We start from the raw sequence: 22,935 nt of genomic DNA on the forward strand, positions 1-22,935 counted from the left end.
CCGGGGAGACACCCTCCGTACCGGACGCGTCCCGGAGTGCGCGGCGGCGGGGCCGGGTGAACGATGGCATCGGGGGGGCCAGCCTGTCCGACCAGCGGGAGCGGAGTGGAGCAGAACCATGCCGGCGACACGTCACGCGGTAGTAGGAGCCCCGTGCTGGGTGAGTCTCATGGCCCGCGATCTCCCGGCGGCCCAGGAGTTCTACGGTGCGGTTCTCGGCTGGACCTTCCGGCCGACGTCCCTGGGCGAGGAGTTCTGTGTCGGCCTCGCCGGCGGAAGCGCGGTCGCGGGCATCGGGGCGCTCGCGCGCAGTCTCCAGGCCGCGGTGGCCTGGACCCCGTACTTCCTCGTGGACGACGCCACCACGGCCGCCGCGCGGGTCCGCGAGCGGAGCGCGACCGTCGCCGTCGGGCCGCTCGCCATGCCCACCGGCCGCGCCACCCTCGCCGCCGACCCGGACGGCGCCGTGTTCGGGCTCTGGGAGGGCGAGACCATCCCGGGCTGGTCCGTGGGGCAGGGCGCCGGGCCCGCCCGGCTGGAGCTGCGGACCAGGGACGCCTTCGCCGCCGCGATCTTCTACGGCCAGGTCCTCGCCTGGGGCTCTGACGAGCGGGAGAGCTGCGAGGTCGGCTACGAGGACCACCAGGTGGTGGTGCGTGACGGCACCCATACTGTCGCCGCGCTGCGCGGCGGAGCCGTCGAGAGCGCCCCCGACCCGCAGATCCGGCCCCGCTGGCATGTGTACTTCCGGGTCGCGGACATGGACGCCGCCGTGGGAGCCGCGTCCGGCGCCGGGGGCATGGTCGTCGCTCCGCCGGCCCCCTCGTCGGGCACCGGGCGCGAGGCCACCCTCCGCGACCCGGACGGCGGGCTCTTCACGATCACCGGCGACTGAACCGTCCGGCGGGCCGGGTGGACGGGGTGAGCCGGGTGGACCGGGTGAGCCGGGTGGACGGGGTGAGCCGAGTGGGCCAGGTGGACGGGGTGGGCCGGGTCATCCGCCGTCGTCCGGTGCGCGGACCCGCTCGCGCTCGGCCTCCCGGGCGATACGGGCGTTGCGGCGCAGAGAGGACCAGAAGGACCAGCCGATCAGCACGACACCGACGAGACCGGTGATGATCTCGCTGATCTGGTACTGGATGGTGACCAGCAGGATCACGGCGAGCGCGCCGATGGCGTAGTGCGCGCCGTGCTCCAGATAGACGAAGTCGTCGAGGGTTCCCTGCCGCACCAGATAGACGGTGAGCGACCGGACGTACATGGCGCCGATGCCGAGGCCGAGGGCCATGAGCACGATGTCGTTGGTGATGGCGAAGGCCCCGATGACACCGTCGAACGAGAACGACGCGTCGATGACCTCCAGATAGAGGAAGGTGAAGAACGCGGCTTTCCCGGTGAGCGCGGCCACCGCGCCGTTCCCGCCGCCGCCCTTCCCACCGCCGCCGTTCCCGGGTGCCTTCCGCTTCGCCGCTTCCGCCGCTTGCGCCTTCCCCGCTTCCTCTTCTTCCTCGGCCTCTTCTTCCTCTGCCGCCTCCTCCTGCTCCTCGATACGGTTCTCGAAGAAGCTGGAGAGCCCGGCGACGACCAGATAGGTGATGAGACCGGCGACACCGGCGGTCAGTACGGTCTGGGCCTTGTCGGCATGGCCTCCGCCGTGCTGGTGGGCGTGGGTGGCGACCGTCATGGCGGCGACGAGCAGCACGATCAGCGCGACGCAGACCGGGAGCATCTCGACCTTGCCGAGCCTGGCCAGGGGCCGCTCCAGCCGGCCGTGCCAGGTGATCTCCCGCTCCGCGAAGATGAAGTTCAGGAAGATCATCAGCAGGAAGACACCGCCGAAGGCGGCGATCGACGGATGGGCGTCGGTCACGAGCTGCTGATAGCGGTCCTTGTCGTCGATCGCCAGTGTGACCGCCCGGACGGGACTGATCTTCGCGGTGACGGCGACGATCAGCACGGGGAAGACGAGCCGCATCCCGAAGACCGCGATCAGCACACCGACGGTGAGGAAGATCGTCTGCCAGAAGGCACTCATCCTCTTCAGGATCCCGGCGTTGATCACCGCGTTGTCGAAGGAGAGCGAGACCTCCAGGACGGCCAGGATCGCGACGATCCCCAGGGCGGCCCATCCGTCGTAGAGCGCCCCGGCGGCGAGACCGGCCGCGGTGACGAGAAAAGCCCACCTGAACGTCTTCAGAACCACAGCCTCGCCATCCTCCCTCGCACGGAGGCCCTCACCGGGCGACCGGACACGACCTCACCGTAAACGATCGTCACGGAGGCCCATCCGGTGAATCACCAGCCGGTCCCGCTCTTCCGGGAAGCACACGCGGCTGACAGACTCCTCCCGTGCCCGACTTCGACATGCTTGTCATCGGATCAGGACCGGGTGGCCAGAAGGCCGCCATCGCGGCGGCCAAGCTCGGCCGGCGGGTCGCCGTCGTCGACCGACCCCAGATGGTCGGCGGCGTCTCCATACATACCGGAACCGTTCCTTCCAAGACACTGCGCGAAGCGGTGCTCTATCTCACGGGACTGACCCAGCGGGATCTGTACGGCCAGAGCTACCGGCTCAAGGAAGAGATCACCGTCGCCGACCTCACCGCCCGCACCCAGCATGTGGTGGGCCTGGAGGTCGATGTCGTCCGCAGCCAGCTCGCCAGGAACCGGGTCGCGCTGCTCCCGGGCACCGGGCGCTTCATGGACGCCCACACCGTGGCCGTACGGGACGCCTCGGGGCAGGACCGGGTCGTGACCGCCGACCACATCGTCATCGCCACCGGCACCCGCCCGGCCCGCCCGGCGACCGTCGAGTTCGACGACCGTACGGTCCTGGACTCCGACAGCGTGCTGAACATGGACAAGGTGCCGCGGTCCATGGTGATCGTCGGCGCCGGGGTGATCGGCATGGAGTACGCGTCCATGTTCGCCGCCCTGGGCAGCAAGATCACCGTGGTCGAACAGCGCGCCGGAATGCTCGACTTCTGCGATGTCGAGGTGGTGGAGGCGCTCAAGTACCGGCTGCGCGATCTCGCGGTGACGTTCCGTTTCGGCGAGACCGTCGCGGCCGTCGAGCGGCATGAACAGGGCACTCTCACGGTCCTGGAGAGCGGGAAGAAGATAGCCGCCGACGCCGTCATGTACTCCGCGGGGCGCCAGGGACTGACCGATGAACTCGATCTCGACAGGGCGGGGCTCTCCGCCGACAAGCGCGGCCGCATCACGGTGGACGAGCACTACCGCACCGAGGTGCCGCACATCTACGCCGTCGGCGATGTGATCGGTTTCCCGGCGCTGGCCGCGACCTCGATGGAGCAGGGGCGGGTGGCCGCCTACCACGCCTGCGACGAGCCGGTGAACGCGATGCACCACCTCCAGCCGATCGGGATCTACACCATTCCCGAGATCAGCTTCATCGGCCGGACGGAGGACCAACTGACCGACGCGCGGGTGCCGTTCGAGGTCGGGGTCGCGCGGTACCGGGAACTGGCGCGCGGCCAGATCGTCGGGGACGCGCACGGCATGCTGAAGCTGCTGGTGTCGCCGGAGGACCGGCGACTGCTCGGCGTCCACTGCTTCGGTTCGGGCGCGACCGAGCTGATCCACATCGGCCAGGCCGTGATGGGCTGCGGCGGTACGGTCGACTACCTGGTGGACGCGGTGTTCAACTACCCGACGCTCGCGGAGTCGTACAAGGTCGCCGCCCTGGATGTGACGAACAAGATCCGCCAGACCGACCGTATGAGGCGCTGAGCCACCGGCCGCGAGCCACCGGCCCGTTGAACTACCGGCCCGTTGAGCCACCGGCCGCGAGCCACCGCTCCGTTGAGCCACCGGGCGGCCCGTCGCCGGGTCCCCCAGTCTCCGGATACGCCCCGCCCCATGTCCCGCCGCCCCGCCGTACGTTCCGCCGCCCCGCCGCGCGGGCGGCCGTGACACGGGCGGCGGGCGATGAGGCGTTCGCCCTCACCACACGGGCATCCGTATGCGCGCGGCCGCGCCGGGGGCACTGCCGGCCGTCATCAAAGTTGCGTAACGATCGTGACCGCATGTGGCCGGGATGTGACGTGGGGTGAGGAAGGCGGCTGTACGATCCCCCAACAGCGTCCGGTGAAGAGGTAGTTCCGCCCATGATCAAGCCGTATGTCCGCGTCGAGGCCGATGGGGCCCACCGCCTCACGTCCGTACACCCGGCGCTCATACCGGCCCTCCACCGCCTTCGCCACCCGTGACTTCCGCCGGGTGAATTCAGCCGGATCACGTTTTTCAGCCAACTCGAAGGTTCTCCATGGCACGTTCCCCCGCGCCCTCCGCCCTGTCCCGTCTGTCGCCCTGGCCCTGGCCGGCGACGCTCGCCGTCACCGCGACCGCGCTGGGCACGGCGGTGATCTCCCTCGTACGCGTCCATACCGGCGCGGCCGTGCTCTACGGCGTGGTCGCCGCGCTGGTGCTCACCGCCCTGGTGCGCCTGCGCGAACAGCACCGGCACGCCGAGACCGCAGCGGCCCGCCGCGAGGCCGACTGGCACTCCCGGCTGGAGCAGCAGGCGGAGCTGGTACGGAAGGAGGTCGAGCATCTGGTCACGGAGCGGCTGCCCGCCGCGCTCAGCAGAACGGATACGCCGGCCGCGCCGCACCGCGCCGAGCGGCCGGCCGAACCGGTGGCGAGATGGTTCGACCGGCTGCTGGCCGAGGTCTCCCACGCGGTCGAGCACCGCGAGGAGTCCCAGCGGCTCGCGCTCGTCGAGCTGGCGAGCCGGGTCCAGACCTCGGCGCACCGGATCCAGGCCGCGGTGACGGGGCTGGCCGACCGCTATCCCGGCGACGCCGATCTGCTGGAGACCACCATGCGGGTGGACCACGCGGCCACCCAGCAGGCCCGGCACGCCCAGAGCCTGAAGGTCCTCTGCGGCGAGTGGCCCGGACAGCAGTGGCAGAAGCCGCTGGCGCTGGTGGACGTGGTGCGGGCGGCGTCGGGCCGGATCGTGGCGTACCGCCGGATCGAGGTCACCGGCGATCCCGACATCGGGGTACGGCCGTCGGTGGTCGAGCCGTTGGTGCATCTGCTGGCCGAACTGCTCGCCAACGCCACGGAGTACTCGCCGCCGCGGACGAATGTCCCGGTCACCGTCCGTACGGTCCAGCGCGGCGCGGTCATCGAGGTGGACGACGGCGGGCTCGGCCTGGACGAGTACCGGCTGGCGGAGGCGCGCGAGATCGTCTCGGGACGGCGGCTCCTGGGCGTCGGGGAGGTCGGCGAGATCCCGCAGACGGGCTTCGCGGTGGTGGGGCGCTTCGCCGACCGCCACGGTTTCCATGTGGACCTGGGGCCGTCCCCGTACGGCGGTGTCCGCGCGGTGGTGCTGGTCCCCTCGGAGGTGCTGGAGACACTCGCCCCCGCCGGTACCACCGTGTCCGTGCGGACCGTCCCCCGGCCCGCGCCGGCGCCCGAGGCGGCGGACACCCCCGCTGTCGCGGCCACCGTCACCGCCGCCGTCACGGCGGGTGTCGCCGTCGGCGTCGCGGCGGACCGGACGCCCGTGCCCGCCGTCTCCGCCCCGGCGGCTCCCGCTCCCCTGGCCCCCGCCCCCGTGACCCCCGTTCCTCCCTCTCCCTCCCCCTCCCCCGTTCCCCCGTTCCCCTCCCCCGAGCCCCCTGCCCCCGTGACCCCCGCCCCGGTGACTCCCAGCCCCGTGCATCCCAACCCGGTGAATCCCGGCCCAGTGGTCCCGGACGCCCCAGAAGCCACCATCACCACGCCCGCCGGCCCGCCGCGCGCCGACCGCCGGCTGCCCCAGCGCCGTTCGCGGCGCGGTGAATACGCTCCCGCGGTCGAGGCTGCCCCCGCCGCCTCGACACCGCCGGGCACACCGGAACAGGCCGGTGACTGGATGGAGCAGTTCTTCGAGGGCGGCCGCCCCGGCGCGCCGTTCTCCTCCCTCCAGAACGAGGGGCGCAGCGGCCCCTCCTCCCCCACACCCGAACCGGAAGGACCGAACTGAGCATGAGTTACGTGGAGAACCCGGAGCAACGCGGGTGGATGATCGCGGACGTCGCCGTGGTCCCCGGGGTAAGAGAAGTGATCGTCTTCAGCGCCGACGGACTGCTGCTGGCCAGCTCCGAGGGGATGAACCGCAACTCCGCCGACCGGCTGTCGGCGAACTGTTCGGGGCTCCAGTCCCTCGCCCGCAGCCTCGGCCGGGAGTTCGGCGAGGACGGCGGAGCCGTGCACCAGCAGATGGTGGAGTTCAACGGGGGTTTCCTCTTCATGCGCAGCGCGAACGGCGCCCATCTCGCGGTGGTGACGGGGCCGGTGGTGGATCCGAAGCTGGTCGCCCGGCAGATGCAGGCGCAGGTGCTGAAGATCGGCGCCGGGAATCTGAGCAGTCCGCCCCGGCAGGAATCGGCTCGGTGAGCGGTCCGGAGAACGAGGGCGAGTACGGTGCCGGAGCATTACGCCCCTATGTGATCACCAAGGGGCGCTCCCGGCCCTCGCGGAACACCGTGGGGGTGGAGACCCTGCTCATCGCGGCCGACCCCCCCTGCGAACTGCCGGTCTCCGCGACCCGGGAGGAACGTGCCCTTGTACGGATGTGCGAGCGGCTGCTCTCCCTGGTGGAGGCGTCCGCCCATCTCGCACTGCCGGTGAGTCTCGTGAAGGTGCTGGCTTCCGATCTCGTCGACAGCGGGCATCTGTCCGCGCGCTCCGGCGTCCCCCAGGCCGTGCAGCCCGACCCGCAATTGCTTCAGGAGGTACTGGATGGTCTCCGTCGGCTCCGCTGACCGCTACTTGCCCGACACTGTCCAGCAGGCCGTGAAGATCCTGGTGGTGGGCGCGTTCGGCGTCGGGAAGACCACCCTGGTCGGCTCGGTCAGCGAGATCGAACCGCTGCGGACCGAGGAGGTGATGACCGAGGCGAGTGTCGGGGTGGACGATCTCGCCGGGATGTCCACCAAGACCACCACCACGGTCGCCATGGACTTCGGCAGGATCACCCTCAACTCCCGGCTGGTGCTCTACCTGTTCGGCACACCGGGGCAGCGGCGGTTCTGGGATCTGTGGGAGGGCCTGGCGGAGGGCGCGCTCGGTGTGCTCGTCCTCGTCGATACCCGCAGGCTGGAGGACAGCTTCGATGTGCTGGAGCAACTGGAGCTGCGCGGGCTGCCGTTCGCCGTCGCGATCAACCAGTTCCCGGAAAGCGAGGAGTACGCCGTCCGGGAACTGCGGCGCGCGCTCGACCTGTTGCCGGAGACCCCGGTGGTGCTGTGCGACGCGCGGGAGCGTGCCCCGTCCGTGGACGCGCTGATCAGCCTGGTCGAGCATGTGTCGGTCGCCGACACGGTACGCCCCAAGGAGCCCGCGTCATGACCGATTCCGCCACCGCCTTCCCCGCCTCCACCGCCTCCCCCGCCTCCCCCGTGCCTCCCGTGCCTCCTGTGTCCCCGGTATCCCCCGCCGACTCCGCCGCTCCCGTGTCCCAGGCCTTGGCGGTGTCCCCCGGCTCCGCCGTCTCCTCGCCGCTCCCGCCGCCCCCCGGCTGTCCCGCGCACTCCGGCGGTACGGAGCTGCTTCCGCTCACCTCGGCGACCGGCGCGGCCGAGCCCCGCGAGGTCTATCGCGCTCTGCGGGACCAGTGGGGCACCGTCGCCCGGGTGGAGCTGGAACCGGGCGTGCCCGCCTGGCTCGTGATGGGGTACCGGGAACTGCTCGCCGTCACCCGTCAGGAGCAGGTCTTCTCCCGCGACGCCCGCAACTGGCGCGATCTCAACGAAGGGGTGGTCTCCCCGCAGTCGGGGCTGCTGCCGATGATGGCCTGGCGCGCCAATGTCATCGGCGCGGACGGTCCCGAGCACCGCCGGCTGCGTCAGCCCCTGGACGACGGTGTCGCCCGGATCGACCAGCGCAAGGCGCGCCGTAAGGTCGAGTCGGTCTGCGCGGAGCTGATCGCCGAGTTCTCCCCGCACGGCCGGGCCGATCTGGTGAGTGAGTACGCCGCGATCGTGCCGCTCCTGTCCCTCGCGTCCCTCTTCGGTCTGGACAGATCCGAGGGGAAGGAACTGCGGCGCGCGCTGGTCGCCCTGTTCGGCAGCGCCGACGACTCGCAGGACGGCAACCGTCATTTCCAGGAGATCCTGGTCGACACCCTGTGCGAGCGGCAGGTCAGTCCGGCCGACGATCTGACGACCGCGATCATCCATCACCCGAATCTGCGCACCGACGCGGAGCGGCTTCAGTCGATGGTGGTGATGATCTCCTCGGGCACGGAGGGCGTCAACGCCTGGATCTCCCACGCGCTGAGACTGATGCTCACCGACCCGCGGTTCGCGTCCCGGCTGCACGGCGGCCGGCTCGGTGTGGACGACGCGCTGGACGAGGCGCTGTGGCGCGATCCGCCGATGAACAACATGCCGGCCCGGTACGCGCTGCGCGACACCGAGCTGGGCGGCCGTCATATCCGGCGCGGCGATGTGCTGATCCTGGGCATCGCCGCCGCCAACGACGATCCCGCGATCCGTCCCGACGAGGCGGGTGAGCCGGGCAACCGCGCGCATCTCGCGTTCTCGGCCGGTCCGCATGTGTGCCCGGCGCAGGTGCCGGCGCGGCTGATCACCCGTACCGCGGTGAACACCGCACTGCATCTGCTGCCCGACATGAGACTGGCCGTCCGGGCCGAGGAGGTGAGCTGGCAGCCCTCGCCCTGGACCCGCGTTCCGGTCTCCCTGCCCGTGGAGTTCTCGGCGGCGTCCCACAGACCGGGACACGGGTGAGGTGTGGCGCGGCCCGGCAGCCCCGGAGCGGGCGGCCGGAGCGGCCCGGACCCCTGGGTCGCTCCGGCCGCCGCTCCCCGTGATCGGGCCGGTGAGTCCCGCGCGTCCTCCTGTCCCGCGGGTTCCGCGGGCCGGGGCTCCTCAGAGCCGGCCCGCCTCCACGATCCGCCGCAGGAACTTCCGCGTACGCTCCCGCCGCGGGGCGCCGAAGACCTCCCGCGGTGTGCCGCGCTCCAGGACCACCCCCGCGTCGAGGAAGCAGACCTGGTCCGCGACCTCCCGGGCGAATCCCATCTCGTGGGTGGCCAGCACCATCGTCATCCCGTCGTCCTTGAGGTCCCGTACGACCGAGAGCACCTCGCCGACCAGTTCGGGGTCGAGCGCCGCGGTGATCTCGTCGAGGAGCAGCAGCCGCGGGCGTACGGCCAGGGCCCGTACGATCGCGGCGCGCTGCTGCTGACCGCCGCTGAGCCGGTCCGGGTACTCCTCCGCCTTGTCACCGAGGCCGAGGCGGGCCAGCAGTTCCCGGGCCCGTTCCGCCGCCTCCTCGCGCGGGACGCCGAGGACCCGGCGCGGCGCGAGGGTGATGTTCTGAAGGACCGTCATATGCGGGAAGAGGTTGTACGACTGGAACACGACGCCGATCCGGCGGCGCACCGCGTCGGGGTCGGTCCTCGGATCGGTGATCTCCTCACCGTCGAGGAAGATCGCCCCGTCGTCGATCTCCTCCAGCAGATTGGCGCAGCGCAGCAGGGTCGACTTGCCGGAGCCGGAGGCGCCGATCAGCGCGGTCACGGTGTGCGGCGCGACATCGAGGGTGACGTCCCGCAGGACGACCCGGTCGCGGCCGAAGGTCTTGCGTACGGCCTCCAGGCGCAGCACGGGGGTGTCGGCGGCGGTCATACGGTTCCTCCCTGCGCGCGTCTGCGGTCCATCCGGGCGGTGACCCAGTCGGTGAAGCGGGTCATCGGGATCGTCAGGGCGACGAAGACGAGCCCCGCGACGACGTACGGCGTGTAGTTGAAGTACTTCCCCGCGATGATCTGGGCCGCGTAGACGGCGTCGACGGCACCGGCGATCGAGACCAGCCCGGTGTCCTTCTGGAGCGACACCAGATCGTTCAGGAGCGGCGGCACGACACGCCGTACGGCCTGTGGAAGCACGACGTAGCGCAGGGTCTTGGCGCTGGACAGCCCCAGCGAGCGGGCGGCGGCCCGCTGCGAGGGGTGGACGGACTCGATGCCGGCGCGGAAGACCTCGGCGACATACGCGGAGTAGGTCAGCACGAGGGCCGTGCCGCCGAGCAGGACCGGGTCCGTGGTGACGCCCTGGAGCCGCAGCGCCGGCACCCCGAAGACGACCATCAGCAGACAGATGATCAGGGGCAGCCCCCGGAAGAAGTCGGTGTACGCGGTGGCCAGCGCGCGGATCGGGAAGAAGACCGGACCGCGCAGGGTACGGGCGACGGCCAGCAGCAGTCCGAGGAGGAGCACGGCCACCCCGCAGACCGCCAGCAGCCGCAGATTGAGCAGCAGGCCGTCGAGGACGCGGGGCAGCGCCATCCGGGCGTACTCGGCGCTGAAGAAGGTCTCGCGGGTGCGCTGCCAGCCGGGGGAGCCGGTGATCACGACGAAGAGCACGACACCCGTCACCAGGGTGGAGAGCGCGGCGACCGCGGTGGCGCGGCGGGCGCGGGCACGCTTGTACCGCTCCCGTTCGAGCCGTCGCGCCGAGGGGGTGTAGCCGTCCTCGCCCGCGTGGCCGTCCGTGCCCCGGCCCCCGCCTTCGCCTTCGCCCTTCTCCAGGGGGACGGTGCCGGAGGTCACTTGAGCACCGGCGCGTCCACGGCGTCGGACAGCCACTGCTTCTCCAGCGCGGCGAGTGTGCCGTCCTCGCGCAGCCCGTCGACGGCCCGGGTGACACAGGTGGTGAGCGCGCTGCCCTTGTCGAGAACGAGTCCGAACTGTTCGGCGGTGCCGGCGGAGGTCGCGAACTGGCCGACGACCTCGGCGTCCGGCACCTCGGCCGAGGTGATGTAGAAGGCCGTGGGCAGATCGACGACGATGGCGTCGACCTGGCCGTTGCGCAGCGCGGACTTGGCGAAGTCGTTCTTCTGGAAGACGGCGGGCTGCCGCGTCGGCTTGATCACTTCATTGATCGTGTCGAGGCTGGTGGTGCCGACCTGGGCGCCGAGCTTGGCCCCCTTGAGATCGGCGGCGCTCTTCGCTCCGGCGTACGGGGACTTCTTCAGCGCGACCACGGCCTGGCGCACCTCGTAGTAGCCGGAGGAGAAGTCGACGGCCTGCTTGCGCTGGTCGCTGATGGAGACCTGGTTGATGTCGAAGTCGAAGTTCTTCTCGCCCGGTGCGAAGGAGTTGTTGAACGGGACCGTCTGCCAGACGACCTGGTCCTTCCCGAAGCCGAGCGCCTCGGCGACGGCGTACGCGACGGCGGACTCGAACCCCTTGCCGGTCGCCGGATCGTCGTCCTCGAACCAGGGCGCGTAGGCCGGTTTGTCCGTTCCGACGGTCAGTTTGCCCTTCGTCTCCGTGGCCAGGGCGCCGCTGTCGCAGGACTGCGCGGCGGAGGCGGAGGAGGACGCGTCGGCGGCGGACCCGTCCGACGACGTCTCCTGCGGTGCGCAGCCGGTGGCGGCGGTGACGGCGAGGACGAAGACGGCGGGGAGGAAGCTCCGGGCGGTGAAGCTTCTGGCAGTGAGGTGCATGGCGGGAGACTGACACCGCGCGGGGGTGTCTGTCGAGATCACAGCGTTGCGATCGTATGAAATCCGCCCATGCGTCGCGGTCGGGAGGTTTGAACACCCCCGCACGGATTCCGCACACCTCCCTCCCCCTCGGATCAGGGCACCCGCCGGACGGCGGATGATCTCCGCCGTTCGGCGCCGCCGTGCGCTCCGCTCCGGAGGCAGGATGGCGGAATCGGTCACAGGGACGTGGCCGCGACCCAGGGAGAGCAGATGACCGCCGCTCCGTTCTCGGACACGCCGCGCGCAGCGGCCCCGTCCACGACGGCCTCCGCGCAGGCCCCGTCCGCCGGCGCGCCGCCCACCGCCGCGCCGGACGGGCGGGTAGGACCGCCACCGCCCTTCGATCCCGAGCTGGCGGCGGCGCTCGACCTCATCAGGGAGCAGCTCGGGGACCTGCTGAGCTTCGACGACATCCCCGCCATGAGGGAAGGCCAGGGCCGGGCCCGGCTGTCGGACGAGGATCTGCGGCGGGACGGGGCCTTCGAGGTCGAGGAGCGCACGGTGCCGGGGCCGGCCGGTGAGCCGGACATCTCCCTGCTCATCTGCCGGCCGGCCGGTGCCACGACGGCGCTGCCCGCCCTGTACCACATCCACGGTGGCGGGATGATCATCGGGGACAACCGGTCGGGCGTCGACACGGCGCTCGACTGGGCCCAGGAGCTGGATCTGGTCGTCGTGTCGGTGGAGTACCGGCTGGCCCCCGAGCATCCGCATCCCGCTCCGGTGGAGGACGCGTACGCCGGGCTGGTCTGGACGGCCGAGCACGCGGCGGAGCTCGGGGTCGATCCCGACCGGATCGTGGTCGGGGGCGGCAGCGCCGGTGGCGGTCTCGCCGCGGCCGTCGCCCTGCTGGCGCGCGACCGGGGCGGCCCCGCGCTGGTCGGACAGCTGCTGCTGTGCCCGATGCTCGACGACCGCAACGACACGTACTCCAGCCGTCAGATGACCGGCCTGGGAGTGTGGGACAGCGCGGCGAACCACACGGGGTGGAGCGCGCTGCTGGGCGAGCGGCGCGGCGGCCCCGATGTCTCCCCGTACGCCGCGCCCGCTCGGGCCACGGATCTGTCGGGACTGCCGCCGGCCTTCATCGATGTCGGCTCGGCGGAGACGTTCCGGGACGAGGACATCGCCTACGCCGGCCGGCTGTGGCAGGCGGGCGGCGTGGCCGAGCTGCATGTGTGGCCGGGCGGCTTCCACGGGTTCGAGCTGATGGCGCCGCAGGCCGCGCTGTCCCAGGACGCCAGGCACGCGCCGCTCGTGTGGCTGCGCAGGCTGCTCGCGCACTGAACGGACCGCTCGTGGGGCCGGCCGGGAGGGACGCTTGGCACCGGCCGCCCGAAGCAGCAGGATGAAGTGATGAAGGAGCTGGCGGGCAGACTCGCCGCGCTCGACCCCGACGCGGGCGCGGCGCTCCATGTGATCGCGTACTTCGACCGGCTGGTCGAGGGCCGGGCGGGGCTGGAGTCACTGGTGCGCGGCGCGGCCGTGCTGTCGGGCTGCCCGGCCCGGCTGGTGGACGACGCGCGCGGGGTGCGTATCCGTGTGGACGCCGACGGGGTGCGCCAGGACGGCGGCGGCCCGGTCGAGCCCGGCTGGATGTCGGCCGCGCTGGTGCCGAACGGTGTTCCCGCGGTGTGGCTGGAGCGGTCGGGGCCGCCCGACGGCGTGCACGCGATGGTGCTGGAACGGGCCGCTGCCGCCGCCCGCGATGTGCTCGACCGGACCAGGGGCCGGGCCGCCGTGAAGAGCCGGGAGGCCGACCCGGCCTCGGTGGAGGTGCTGCTGGACGCCTCGGCCCCGGAGCACGCCCGGCGGCAGGCCGCCGTCCGTCTCGGTCTGCGGGACACCGCGACGGCGCGCGCGGTGGCACCGGCGGGTGCCATGACCGTGGTCGAGCCGGTGCCCTCCCTGGGTACGCGTATGCCCGCCACGGGCGGCCGGCGCGCCGGGATCGGCCCGGTGGTGCCCGTGCTCGGTCTGCCGGCGTCGGCGGCCGCCGCGCGGACCGCCCTGCGGTTCACCGCGGAGGGGGACGAGCAGGATCCCGGGCCGAGGACCGTGTACGCGGAGGAGCTGGGCGGTCTCGCCCTGCTGGCGGACGCCGTCGGCCCCGGCACCGAGCCGATCCCCGATGTACGGGCGCTGGACCGCGCCCTCGCCGCCGCCCCCTGGGTGGCCGGCACCCTCCACGCGGTCGCCTTCGCCCCGAGTCTGCGGGCCGCCGCGACGGAGCTGACCCTGCACCACTCGACGCTCCAGGACCGGCTGGCCCAGGCGGAGCACTGGCTCGGCTGGCCGGTGCACGAGCCGCGCGGACGGCTGCGTCTCCAGCTCGCCCTCACCGTGTGGCGGCTCCACCGCAACCAGCGTCTGTGAGCGCGGCGGCGGGCGAGGAGCGGCCGGGGCCGGGTCCCGTACGCTGTCCGGCGATGTTCACCCCCCAGGGCCCGACCCTTCGCGAACTCGCCGTCCAGGCGCTCTCGTCCGTCGAGCACGGCTACGACCTGCTGGCTCCGAAGTTCGACCGGACGCCGTTCCGTACGCCCGATCCGGTGCTGGACGCGGTGGTGGAGGCCGTCCGGCCGCTCGGGCCGTTCCGTACGGGACTGGACATCTGCTGCGGCACCGGAGCGGGGATGGGGGTGCTGCGGCGGCTCTGCGGCGAGCGGATCGTCGGGGTCGACTTCAGCGCGGGCATGCTCAGCGCCGCGAGGTCCGCCGTACCGGCTCTCCCGGGCGCGCCGGCCGTGGACTGGGTACGGGCCGACGCACGCGCCCTGCCCCTCGCGCCCTCGTTCGACCTGGCCGTGAGCTTCGGGGCGTTCGGCCATTTCCTGCCCGCCGAGCGGCCCGCCGTCTTCACGGGGGCGCGCGACGCCCTGCGGCCTGGCGGGCTGTTCGCGTTCCCCGTCCCCGCGCCCGCGCCGGTCGCCTCCCGGCTCTACTGGGCGCTCTGGGGTTTCGACACGGCGATGCGGCTGCGCAATCTTCTCCGGCGCCCGCCGTTCGTCATGTACTACCGCACCTTCCGGCTGCCGGACGTGCTGGACGACCTGGCCGGCGCGGGCTTCACGACGCGTCTGCTGCCCCTGTCGGCTCTCGGCCGCCGGCCCGACGGCAGTCCTCGCTGCGCCCTGGTGGTCGCGCGCAGGACCTGAGCCGGGCCGGGCGGCACGGAACCGTCCGGGAGTCCGCACGGGACCGTCCGGGAGTCCGGGCGGGCAGAGGTCCGCCCGGGAGGGCATGAGGGTGGGCGGGAGCGCGGTCAGTCGTCCAGCGGACGGCCGGGACCGCGCGGCCCGGGACGCTCGTCGAGGACCTCGGGGAACTCCTGGTCGTGGGGGCGTGGGGGCTGCGGGCCGTGCGCGGTCATGATGACGGTCTGCTCGATCCGTACCACGCGGTAGACATCCTCTCCGATGATCACCTGGTCCTCGCCCCGTGCGACGGCCTCGGCGGCCCGTGCGAAGCGCCGGCCCAGATCGCCCCCGCCCGCCGCCCGTACCAGCAGGACATCACGGAGATCCAGCCGCGCCTCCTCCTCGGCGGCGACGGCGGGAAATAGCTGCCGCCAGCCCCGGTCCTCGTGGAGCATCGCGGCATAGCCCGTGTAGTGCGCGACGGACACCGGGTCCACATCGGGGCCGTCCACCGGGAACGCCCGTCTCAGCGCCTCCTCGCGTGCGCCTAACTCCAGCAGCCGCCGCGCGGCCGCTTCGTCGAATACGCCGTCCGCCGTCTCGTCCGAGTTCGCGCTCATACGAGCAGAGTGCCGTATGACGGCGGTCCGCGAGGCACGGATACAAGGATCTTCCGGTGTAAATCCGGCCATCTTTCCGTCATACGATTTCGCCACCCTGGCATGCCATACCCGCAGGCGGGCGCGGTTGAATGGGGGTACGGGAGGCGAACGCGACACAGGACCGGCCGAACGAGGCCCGTCGGAGAAACGCAGCAGAACGAGCGCGGGGAGCGATGCGCCATGGACGACGACGAGAGGCGTGAGGAGCGGCACCGGGACGAGCAGCGCCCTCGGAGGGCTCACGGGGAGCGGGTGACCGTCACCCTCACGGGCGTTCCCGAGACGCTGCTGTGGAATCTGTACCAGCGCGCCTACGAGGCCCGGCAGCCCTCCCCCGTCCTGCGCGACCCCAAGGCGGTCGAGCTCGTCGAGACCGTCGACTACCCCTTCGCCGAGACCTTCGGCCCGCCCAGCCCCTTCCTGGCCCAGGGCCAGGCCCTGCGGGTCCGCACCTTCGACATCGCTGTACGGCACTTCCTCGCCGAGCATCCCGACGGCACGGTCGTCGCCCTGGGCGAAGGCCTGGAGACGCGGTTCTGGCGGGTGGACAACGGCCGGATGAGCTGGCTGACCGTCGATCTCCCCGAGACCGCGGCCGTACGCGGGCGGCTGCTGCCCGACGGCGACCGGCGCCGTACCTTCCCGTGCTCCGCCCTCGATCCGGCGTGGCCCGACCAGGTGGGCACCGCCCACGGGGTGCTCGTCACCGCGCAGGGCCTGCTGATGTATCTGCGGCCCCCCGAGGTCCGGGAGGTGATCGCCACCTGCGCCGAGCGCTTCCCCGGTGGAGCGCTGGTGTTCGACGCGGTCCCGAGGTGGTTCAGTGCCCGGACGAAGCGTGGCGGGACGAAGCGTGGCGGGATGAGGACCGCCCGGGGCTGGGTCGTCCCGCCGATGCCCTGGGGCATGGACGCCGGCGAACTGCCCAAGGTCCGCGGGGCGCATCCACGGATCACGGAGGTGCGGGAGATTCCGCCACCCCGGGGGCGTGGCGTGTACTACGGCGCCGTGCGGCCGGTCCTGCGGCGCGTGCCCGTCGTACGGAACCTCCGTCCGACCATGACCGTGCTGACGCGCTTCGCGGCCCAGTGAGCCCCGAGCCCGGGGCAGGTGTCCGAACGGCGCGTCCGAACGGCGGGCGCCGAGCGGCCTGTCCGTGTGTCCGGGCCCGCGTGTCCGTGTGTCCGTGTGTCCGGGCCCGTGTGTCCGGGCCCGTGTGTCCGGGCGGTGCGTCCCGGCCTCTTCTACTCCTGCTCGCGCAGGGCGGGCACGGCCGTCCGCGCCGCCCTCTCCACCAGGGCGATCCCCGCTTCCTTGCTGACACTGCCCCGGGAGAGCACCGCCACCAGATAGCCGTGCCCGTCCACCGTCACCCGCCCGATGCTGTTGATGTCCCACAGACCGGTCGCGGTCCGTGGCAGCCAGCCGTTCTTCAGTCCGGTGGCCGGGCCCGCGGCCGACACGCCCCAGGCCTGGCCCTCGGCTATCCCGCCCATCAGCCCCTGTACATAGGCCCGCGAGGCCGCGCTCAGGGCGGACGCGGAGTCCTCGCCGAACACGGCGGACAACAGGACGAGCTGGTCCGCGGCGGTGGTCTGGGTCAGCCCCCACCGTCCGCCGCCGCCGGCCGTCGTCGAGGTCAGGCCGAGCCGCCGGTTCGCCGCGTCCAGCCCCGCCGCACCGCCGATCACGCTCCACAGCGCGTCCGCCGAGGCGTTGTCGCTGACGTGGATCATCGAGGACGCGTAGGCCTTCTCCCCCGCGGTGAGCCGTCGGCCCTCGTCCTGCGCGCGCAGCAGCAGAGCCACCAGGATGTCGACCTTGACGATGCTCGCGGTGTCGTAGGTCGCCCCGGCCCGGACGCCGTACGAGGCCGTGCGGCCGTCCTCGGGGTCGAGCACCGCCATCGAGAGCGAGGCAGAGGTGGACTTCACGACCGGCCCGAGCCGTGCCGCCAGCGTCGCGTCCGGATCCACCGTGGGTTCGGGCTCGGGCTCGGCCCCGGATCCCCGGCCGGTCTCGCCGGACCGCAGCGCGCCCACCGACTGGAGCGACGGCAGGGTGACGGACGCCGGCCGCGGCAGGTTCGACGCCGTGGGCACTTCGGGCCCCGGCGCGGCGGGCGTGTCACCCCCGGCCGTCAGGAGGAGACCTCCCGTCACCACCCATCCGACGACAAGGAGGGAGACGAGGGGATGCGGGGCGATCCGATGCCGGGACATGGCGTGAGGGTAGGAACAGAACCTGATGTCCGGCTGTGCGCGAGGTTAAAGATGGGTGACGAACCCCGCGGGGTGACGAACCTCGCACTAGGCCCCGCGCCGGCCGATGAGAGCCGACGAGAGCCGGCACAAGTCGGCACAAGCCGGGGAGACCCGCAAAGACCCGGGGAGCCTATCGACCGCCGGGGAAGAACCGTTCGATCAGGTCGTTGCGGAACACCCCGCGCGGATCCAGCCTCGCCGTCAGCGCCTCGAAGTCGGCGTAACGCTCGTACAGTCCTCTGACCCGCTCCGGACCCATGGTGAAGACCTTCCCCCAGTGCGGTCTGGCGTCGAACGGCGCCAGCGCCTCCTCGATCGCGGCCAGCACCGGTGTCAGGGCGGCCGGATCGGGATGCCAGGTGAAGTGGAAGGCCACCGTGTCACGGCCGTACGCCGGGCTCAGCCACAGATCGTCGGCCGCGATGGTCCTGATCTCACCGATCTGGAGGAGCGGCGCGATCCGCTCGCCGATCGCCGTCAGCGCGTCGAAGGCGGCGAGGCCGTCCTCCCGCGCGACGAAGTACTCGCTCTGGAGCTCGTCCCCGTTGCTCGGCGTGAACTCGGGCCGGAAGTGCGGGAGCCGTTCGTGCCAGGGCCCCGGGACGCCCGACTGCACGGTGCAGGTGCCGGGGTCCATCCCGGGTACGGGGTGGCGCGGCCCGTCTGCGAGCGCCGCGCCCAGCCAGGTGTCCGGCGCGGGGTCCGGGTCACCGTCGCCGATCCGCTGCTTCAGCCACACCTGGTCCAGCCGGTCGGTACGCCAGCTCGTGAAGAGGCTCACGCTGTAGGCGGCGGACAGGACCTCGTCGAACCGCTCGCGCAGCCGCTCGTACGGGAGTCCTTCGTACACCCACTGCCGGAACGCGTGGCCCGGCACCAGGTCGAGCGTCATCCGGGTGACCACACCGGCCGCGCCCAGCGCGACCACGGCGCCCGCGAAGTCCTCGTCGCCCCGGGCGAGGGTCAGCAGTTCGCCGTCGGCCGTGACGAGTTCCAGCGCGCGGACGGCGGAGGCCAGGGTGCCGTTGCCCGTCCCCGAGCCGTGTGTCCCGGTCGAGCAGGCTCCGGCGACCGAGATGTGCGGGAGCGAGCCCAGGTTGTGCAGCGCCAGTCCGGCCCGGTGGACGGCGCCGGTGAACTCGGCGAACCGCAGTCCCGCCGCGACGGTGACCGTGGCGGCCTCCGCGTCGACCTCCACGGCCCCGGGCAGTCCGGCCACGGAGACCAGATCGCCGTGGGTGTCCGCGATCGCGTTGAAGGAATGTCCGCTGCCCAGCACACGCACCGATGTGCTGCCCGCCACGATCTCGCGCAGCCGGGCCACGGACGGAGGGGTGTGCACGCGCGCCGCGTGGAAGGTGATGTTCCCGGCCCAGTTCCTCACCGCCGGAGGTATGGCGGGGTCACCGGGGACGAGAGGGTGTCCGGACGCGTGCGGCACGGGGTTTCTCCTTCTGCGTTCTTCCTGCTGCCAGAACCTTCTGCCAGGACTCTGACACGCGCGTGATGAGGACGGACCGGCAGTACCCCGCGACTAGGGTGTGGCCTCGTCCAGGCGCGCCCCGGGGCTGGACCGGGCCGTCCCTGGACGGGACGGGAGCCGGACGGGAGCGGGCCCCGCTTCCGGCGCGGAAAGCGCGGCTCCGGCGTGGAAAGAAGGTGTCCCTGTGCCCGAGGAGTTTCCGGTGGCGCGGCGGTGGGCCGTGGGGGCGCTGCTGATGATGACGTTCGCGAGCGGTGTGGTGGACGCCGTGAGCTATCTGCGACTGGGGCATGTCTTCGTCGCGAATATGACCGGCAATGTCGTCTTCCTCGGGCTCTCCGTCTCCGAGGTGTACCACCTGCCGGTGGTCGCCCCGCTGGTGGCCCTGGCCGCCTTCGTCCTGGGGACGTTTCTCGGCGGCCGGCTCAACAAGCGTTTCGGCCGGCGGCCCCGGCTCTGGCTGAGCGGCGCCTTCGGCGGCCAGGCCGCCGCACTCACGCTGACGGCCGCGCTGACCGGTACGGGGGTCCTCCGGGCCGAGGGCAGGGCGACTCTGCTGGTCATCGCCCTGCTCGGCGGCTGCTGGGGGCTCCAGAACGCCACGGTCGGGCTGCTGGCGCCCCGGGATCTCACCACTTCCGTACTCACCAGGACCCTCACCGCGCTCACCTCGCAGAGTGTCTTCGGGGCGGGCAGCGGGGCCAGACCGCATCGCCGGGCGGGGTCGGTCCTGGTCGTGTTCGCGGGCGCGGTCACCGGGGGGCTGCTGCTCCGGGTGACGCTGGCGGGGGCCATCGGTCTGGCCGCCGTGGCGGTCGCGGGCGCCGCGGCCGTCTTCGCGCTGGCGCCCCGGGCGGAGCGGGCCGCCGCCGCGCGGGACTGATCCGTACGGTCCGTGCCGCGGCCGCCGTGTCTCCACCCCTCGGTCAGCCGCGCGCCGTCCCCGTGCCCGTGCCCGTGCCCGTGCCCGTCCCGACAGCCGTGCTCCTCGCCGAAACCGCCACCGGCTCCTCGGCCGGACCCGTCGGCGTACCCGCTCGCGTCAGCAGTGCCTCGACTCGCCGCAGCCCTTCGCGGACATTGGCCTCGGCGGTGGCCTCCCTCGCCTCGGCCGGGGTCATCCAGCGCAGCGGGGCATCGGGCTTCTCCGGCCGCGCCGCGTCGGGGCGGCCGGTCGCCAGGACGAAGCGCAGGTCGGCGTGTTCGTGCGCCGGTTCACCGCCGCCCGCGGGCACCGGCACGATCACCACCTGGAGCAGGGACCGGTCCGGATACGGGACCAGATCGTCGAGCCCGGTCTCCTCCACGGCCTCCCGCAGCGCGACATCGAGCGGATCGGTCTCCCCCGGGTCGCCGTGGCCCCCCACCTGGAGCCAGGTGCGCAGCCGTCCGTGCCAGCGCATCAGCACCCGTCCGCTCGCCGGGTGCACGATCAGCGCGGACGCCGTCACATGCAGCGGGGCCGAGCGCAGCCAGGGGTCGTCGGCGCTCTCCGCCAGAGCGCGGAGGCGGCCGATGTCGGCCGCCTCGTCCGGGTCCCGCGTCCGGTGGCCGGACAGCACCTCGGTGACGGCCCGTCCCGCGTCCCGCTCCATCCCGTGCTCCCACTCGTCGGTCCGTCGGCGTCCGCGTGGCGCGGTCGCCGCGTGGCACCGAAGAGATTACGGATCCCCGCGGATGGTGTCCTCCGGATTTCCCGGGCGGGCGGAGGTCCAGGCGGTCGTGCGCGCGGCCGTCCGCCGGGTCCCCGCCCGGAACCGCGCGCAGCACCGGGCATACCATCGGACGTTGGCATGGACATCACTTGGTGGGGATTCGCGGCACTCGCTCTGGCGGCGGCGCTCGTCGGTTTCTCGAAGACCGCGGTGAGCGGCGCGAATACGGTCAGTCTGGCCGTGTTCGCCGCGGTGCTGCCCGCACGCGGTTCGACGGGTGTGCTGCTGCCCCTGCTGATCGCCGGCGATGTGCTCGCCGTGCTGACCTACCGGCGGCACGCCCACTGGCCCACCCTGTGGCGGCTGTTCCCCGCCGTCGCCGCGGGGGTGGTGGTGGGGACCGTCTTTCTCCTCCGGGCCGACGACGAAGCCGTCCGCACCTCGATCGGGGCGATTCTGCTGCTGATGGCCGGGGTCACACTCTGGCGGCGGCGCGGCGGGCCGGACGGCGCGAAGGACTCGGAGGCCGCCACGGAGACGGAGGCCGCACCGGACACGGACGGCGCACCGGACACGGACGGCACGGGAGACACGGGTGGCGCCGCCGTCACGGACGGCAGGGACGCCACGGACGGCGACATCGCGCGGCCGGGGCGGCGAGGGCCGTCCGGCGGTCGCCTCAAGGCCCGTTCGTACGGGGTGCTCGGCGGGTTCACCACGATGGTCGCCAACGCGGGCGGCCCGGTCATGTCGATGTATCTGCTCTCGGCGGGCTTCCGCAAGCTGGGCTTCCTGGGCACCTCGGCGTGGTTCTTCCTGATCGTCAACACCTCCAAGGTGCCGTTCAGCGTGGGGCTCGGTCTGATCGACGCCCATTCGCTGCTGCTCGACGCCGCGCTGGTGCTCTTCGTCCTCCCCGGCGCCTATGCCGGCAAGGTCTGTGTGAACCGGATCGACCAGCGGCTCTTCGAACGCCTGGTGATCGGGGCGACCGTGCTCGGCGGACTCCAGTTGCTGCTCCGCTGACCGGGATCCACCCCCTTCATTCCGATTTACGTGCCTTACGGTGCTTTCATGCGCACGGATCATGAAGGTCGTCCCCGCCCCGGCGGTACGCGCGGCGCGCGCCGGACCCTGGCCGGGAGGTGGGCCGCCTTCAGGTCCTCGCCCTGCCTCCCCGCTGTCGTCGTATCGGTGATCGCCGCCGCCGCGGCCGGGCTCTTCGCGGGTTCGTACACGTACAACATGGCCAATCCGACGCCGCATCACATCCCCGCCGCCATCGTGGGCCCGCTCCACACCGCGCCCGCCACCGCCTTTGTGGACGGGATGGAGAAGCGGCTCAACACCTCGCTCGAACTCCGTCCTTTCGCGACGGACGCCGCGGCGCGCCACGGGGTCGAGCAGCAGGAGGTGTTCGCGATCCTGACCGTCCTCCCCGGCCGGGTCGATCTCGCCGTGGCGAGCGCCGCCGGGGCCTCGGTGGCGCAGGTGCTCACGGAAGCGGCGCCCGTGGTCGCCAGGTCGGTCGGTGTCCCGGTGCGGATCAGCGATGTCAAGCCGCTCCAGAGGGGCGATCCGCGCGGTCTCGCGCTCTTCTACGTGTCGCTCGCGGCGGTGATCGTCGGCTTTGTCGGTGCCGCGCAGCTCAATGTCCACGCGAGCGCCCTCGACCCCGCCGGGCGCATCGCCTTCACCGTCGGCTACTCCCTGCTCGGCGGCTTCTCCATCGCCGCGGTGGTGGACTGGTGGCTGGACGCGATCCGCTTCCCGTTCGCCGAGTCCTGGCTGATCCTGTCGTTCACGATGTTCACCACCGGGATGGTCTTCACGATGTTCAGCACCCTGGTCGGGCGCTGGGCGCTGGTCCCCACCTGGGGGCTGATGGTGCTGCTGGGCAATCCCTCCTCCGGAGGTGCCGTCTCCTGGCCGCTGCTGCCCTCGCTGCTCGGCCATATCGGCCGCTGGCTGCCGCCGGGGGCCTCGATCAACGCCCAGCACACCGCCGTGTACTTCGGCGACGCGCAGCATGTGTTCCCGTTCGCCGTACTGGCGGGCTGGGCACTCGTGTCCACGGCCGTGTTCCTGTTCTGGCGCGAACGGCACCACGGAGGCAGGGCGTCCGGACCCGCGCGCCCCGCCCCGCCGCCGGGAGGCGCCGGGCGTGACCAGGATGCGGGAGCGGTGTGACCGGCC

At 72.4% G+C, this 22,935-nt stretch carries 22 protein-coding genes; 14 read left to right on the top strand and 8 right to left on the bottom strand.

Translation table 11 applies throughout. The annotated features are described in order from the left end of the window. The first annotated feature begins 169 nt into the window (after positions 1-169). Complete coding sequence (locus ACFYYH_RS24800; RefSeq protein WP_388555123.1) at positions 170-895, top strand: VOC family protein; 726 nt, start codon at positions 170-172, stop codon at positions 893-895. 99 nt (positions 896-994) lie between these two features. On the opposite strand, the gene ACFYYH_RS24805 is transcribed toward ACFYYH_RS24800, so the two are convergent. Next, positions 995-2,203, bottom strand: coding sequence for a DUF475 domain-containing protein (locus ACFYYH_RS24805; RefSeq protein ID WP_388554973.1), 1,209 nt, complete (start codon positions 2,201-2,203; stop codon positions 995-997). 146 nt (positions 2,204-2,349) lie between these two features. Here ACFYYH_RS24805 and sthA point away from each other — a divergent pair, with 146 nt between their 5' ends. From sthA to ACFYYH_RS24835, 6 genes are all read left to right on the top strand, one after another. Beyond that, positions 2,350-3,753 (top strand): Si-specific NAD(P)(+) transhydrogenase, encoded by a 1,404-nt coding sequence (sthA, locus tag ACFYYH_RS24810; RefSeq protein ID WP_388554976.1) that lies wholly within the window; start codon positions 2,350-2,352, stop codon positions 3,751-3,753. A gap of 535 nt (positions 3,754-4,288) precedes the next feature. Continuing rightward, on the top strand, positions 4,289-6,001 hold the full coding sequence (locus ACFYYH_RS24815) for an ATP-binding protein (protein ID WP_388554978.1): 1,713 nt from the start codon (positions 4,289-4,291) through the stop codon (positions 5,999-6,001). Between the two features lie 2 nt (positions 6,002-6,003). Beyond that, a complete protein-coding gene (locus ACFYYH_RS24820) occupies positions 6,004-6,414 on the top strand; it encodes a roadblock/LC7 domain-containing protein (protein WP_093595576.1) in 411 nt (136 codons plus the stop codon). After that, complete coding sequence (locus ACFYYH_RS24825; RefSeq protein WP_388554982.1) at positions 6,411-6,782, top strand: DUF742 domain-containing protein; 372 nt, start codon at positions 6,411-6,413, stop codon at positions 6,780-6,782. The genes ACFYYH_RS24820 and ACFYYH_RS24825 overlap by 4 nt, the downstream gene beginning before the upstream one ends. Further along, complete coding sequence (locus tag ACFYYH_RS24830) at positions 6,760-7,368, top strand: ATP/GTP-binding protein (RefSeq protein ID WP_388554985.1); 609 nt, start codon at positions 6,760-6,762, stop codon at positions 7,366-7,368. The genes ACFYYH_RS24825 and ACFYYH_RS24830 overlap by 23 nt, the downstream gene beginning before the upstream one ends. Next, positions 7,365-8,768 carry a cytochrome P450 gene (locus tag ACFYYH_RS24835; protein WP_388554988.1) on the top strand — a complete coding sequence of 468 codons (1,404 nt, stop codon included), beginning with the start codon at positions 7,365-7,367 and terminating at the stop codon, positions 8,766-8,768. The genes ACFYYH_RS24830 and ACFYYH_RS24835 overlap by 4 nt, the downstream gene beginning before the upstream one ends. Before the next feature lie 141 nt (positions 8,769-8,909). Here the strand turns inward: ACFYYH_RS24835 and ACFYYH_RS24840 are convergent, their stop codons facing one another. The 3 genes from ACFYYH_RS24840 to ACFYYH_RS24850 are packed head-to-tail and all read right to left on the bottom strand — an operon-like array spanning position 8,910 to position 11,493. Beyond that, a complete protein-coding gene (locus ACFYYH_RS24840; protein WP_388554991.1) occupies positions 8,910-9,671 on the bottom strand; it encodes an amino acid ABC transporter ATP-binding protein in 762 nt (253 codons plus the stop codon). Continuing rightward, positions 9,668-10,573 (bottom strand): amino acid ABC transporter permease, encoded by a 906-nt coding sequence (locus tag ACFYYH_RS24845; RefSeq protein WP_388555126.1) that lies wholly within the window; start codon positions 10,571-10,573, stop codon positions 9,668-9,670. The genes ACFYYH_RS24840 and ACFYYH_RS24845 overlap by 4 nt, the downstream gene beginning before the upstream one ends. Before the next feature lie 17 nt (positions 10,574-10,590). Continuing rightward, entirely contained in the window at positions 10,591-11,493 is a 903-nt protein-coding gene (locus ACFYYH_RS24850) for an ABC transporter substrate-binding protein (protein WP_388554994.1), read from the bottom strand. A 252-nt stretch (positions 11,494-11,745) separates the two neighbouring features. Between ACFYYH_RS24850 and ACFYYH_RS24855 the strand changes: the two genes are divergently transcribed. The 3 genes from ACFYYH_RS24855 (at position 11,746) to ACFYYH_RS24865 (ending at position 14,693) form a co-directional block, all read left to right on the top strand. After that, a complete protein-coding gene (locus tag ACFYYH_RS24855; protein ID WP_388554996.1) occupies positions 11,746-12,822 on the top strand; it encodes an alpha/beta hydrolase in 1,077 nt (358 codons plus the stop codon). A 69-nt stretch (positions 12,823-12,891) separates the two neighbouring features. Continuing rightward, positions 12,892-13,911 (top strand): helix-turn-helix domain-containing protein, encoded by a 1,020-nt coding sequence (locus tag ACFYYH_RS24860; protein WP_388554999.1) that lies wholly within the window; start codon positions 12,892-12,894, stop codon positions 13,909-13,911. Positions 13,912-13,964: 53 nt separating this feature from the next. Further along, the gene (locus ACFYYH_RS24865) at positions 13,965-14,693 is read left to right on the top strand and encodes a class I SAM-dependent methyltransferase (RefSeq protein ID WP_388555001.1); all 729 of its coding nucleotides are present in this window, start codon (positions 13,965-13,967) and stop codon (positions 14,691-14,693) included. Between the two features lie 107 nt (positions 14,694-14,800). Here ACFYYH_RS24865 and ACFYYH_RS24870 read toward each other — a convergent pair whose 3' ends face one another. Further along, on the bottom strand, positions 14,801-15,295 hold the full coding sequence (locus ACFYYH_RS24870) for a DUF5954 family protein (protein ID WP_388555003.1): 495 nt from the start codon (positions 15,293-15,295) through the stop codon (positions 14,801-14,803). A gap of 222 nt (positions 15,296-15,517) precedes the next feature. Between ACFYYH_RS24870 and ACFYYH_RS24875 the strand changes: the two genes are divergently transcribed. Continuing rightward, a complete protein-coding gene (locus ACFYYH_RS24875; RefSeq protein WP_388555007.1) occupies positions 15,518-16,429 on the top strand; it encodes a class I SAM-dependent methyltransferase in 912 nt (303 codons plus the stop codon). 152 nt (positions 16,430-16,581) lie between these two features. Here ACFYYH_RS24875 and ACFYYH_RS24880 read toward each other — a convergent pair whose 3' ends face one another. Beyond that, the gene (locus tag ACFYYH_RS24880) at positions 16,582-17,559 is read right to left on the bottom strand and encodes a hypothetical protein (RefSeq protein ID WP_388555010.1); all 978 of its coding nucleotides are present in this window, start codon (positions 17,557-17,559) and stop codon (positions 16,582-16,584) included. A gap of 172 nt (positions 17,560-17,731) precedes the next feature. After that, positions 17,732-19,042 (bottom strand): D-arabinono-1,4-lactone oxidase, encoded by a 1,311-nt coding sequence (locus ACFYYH_RS24885; RefSeq protein WP_388555012.1) that lies wholly within the window; start codon positions 19,040-19,042, stop codon positions 17,732-17,734. 226 nt (positions 19,043-19,268) lie between these two features. Between ACFYYH_RS24885 and ACFYYH_RS24890 the strand changes: the two genes are divergently transcribed. Beyond that, positions 19,269-19,967 (top strand): YoaK family protein, encoded by a 699-nt coding sequence (locus ACFYYH_RS24890; protein WP_388555015.1) that lies wholly within the window; start codon positions 19,269-19,271, stop codon positions 19,965-19,967. 43 nt (positions 19,968-20,010) lie between these two features. Here the strand turns inward: ACFYYH_RS24890 and ACFYYH_RS24895 are convergent, their stop codons facing one another. Then, entirely contained in the window at positions 20,011-20,679 is a 669-nt protein-coding gene (locus ACFYYH_RS24895) for an NUDIX hydrolase (RefSeq protein ID WP_388555017.1), read from the bottom strand. Positions 20,680-20,877: 198 nt separating this feature from the next. Between ACFYYH_RS24895 and ACFYYH_RS24900 the strand changes: the two genes are divergently transcribed. Next, positions 20,878-21,765 carry a sulfite exporter TauE/SafE family protein gene (locus ACFYYH_RS24900; protein ID WP_388555020.1) on the top strand — a complete coding sequence of 296 codons (888 nt, stop codon included), beginning with the start codon at positions 20,878-20,880 and terminating at the stop codon, positions 21,763-21,765. A 48-nt stretch (positions 21,766-21,813) separates the two neighbouring features. Next, the gene (locus ACFYYH_RS24905) at positions 21,814-22,929 is read left to right on the top strand and encodes an ABC transporter permease (protein WP_388555022.1); all 1,116 of its coding nucleotides are present in this window, start codon (positions 21,814-21,816) and stop codon (positions 22,927-22,929) included. Positions 22,930-22,935: the final 6 nt, after the last annotated feature.

Origin of the sequence: Streptomyces sp. NPDC002018 (assembly GCF_042890865.1) — a bacterium.
In the GTDB taxonomy this organism is placed as follows: Bacteria; Actinomycetota; Actinomycetes; order Streptomycetales; family Streptomycetaceae; genus Streptomyces.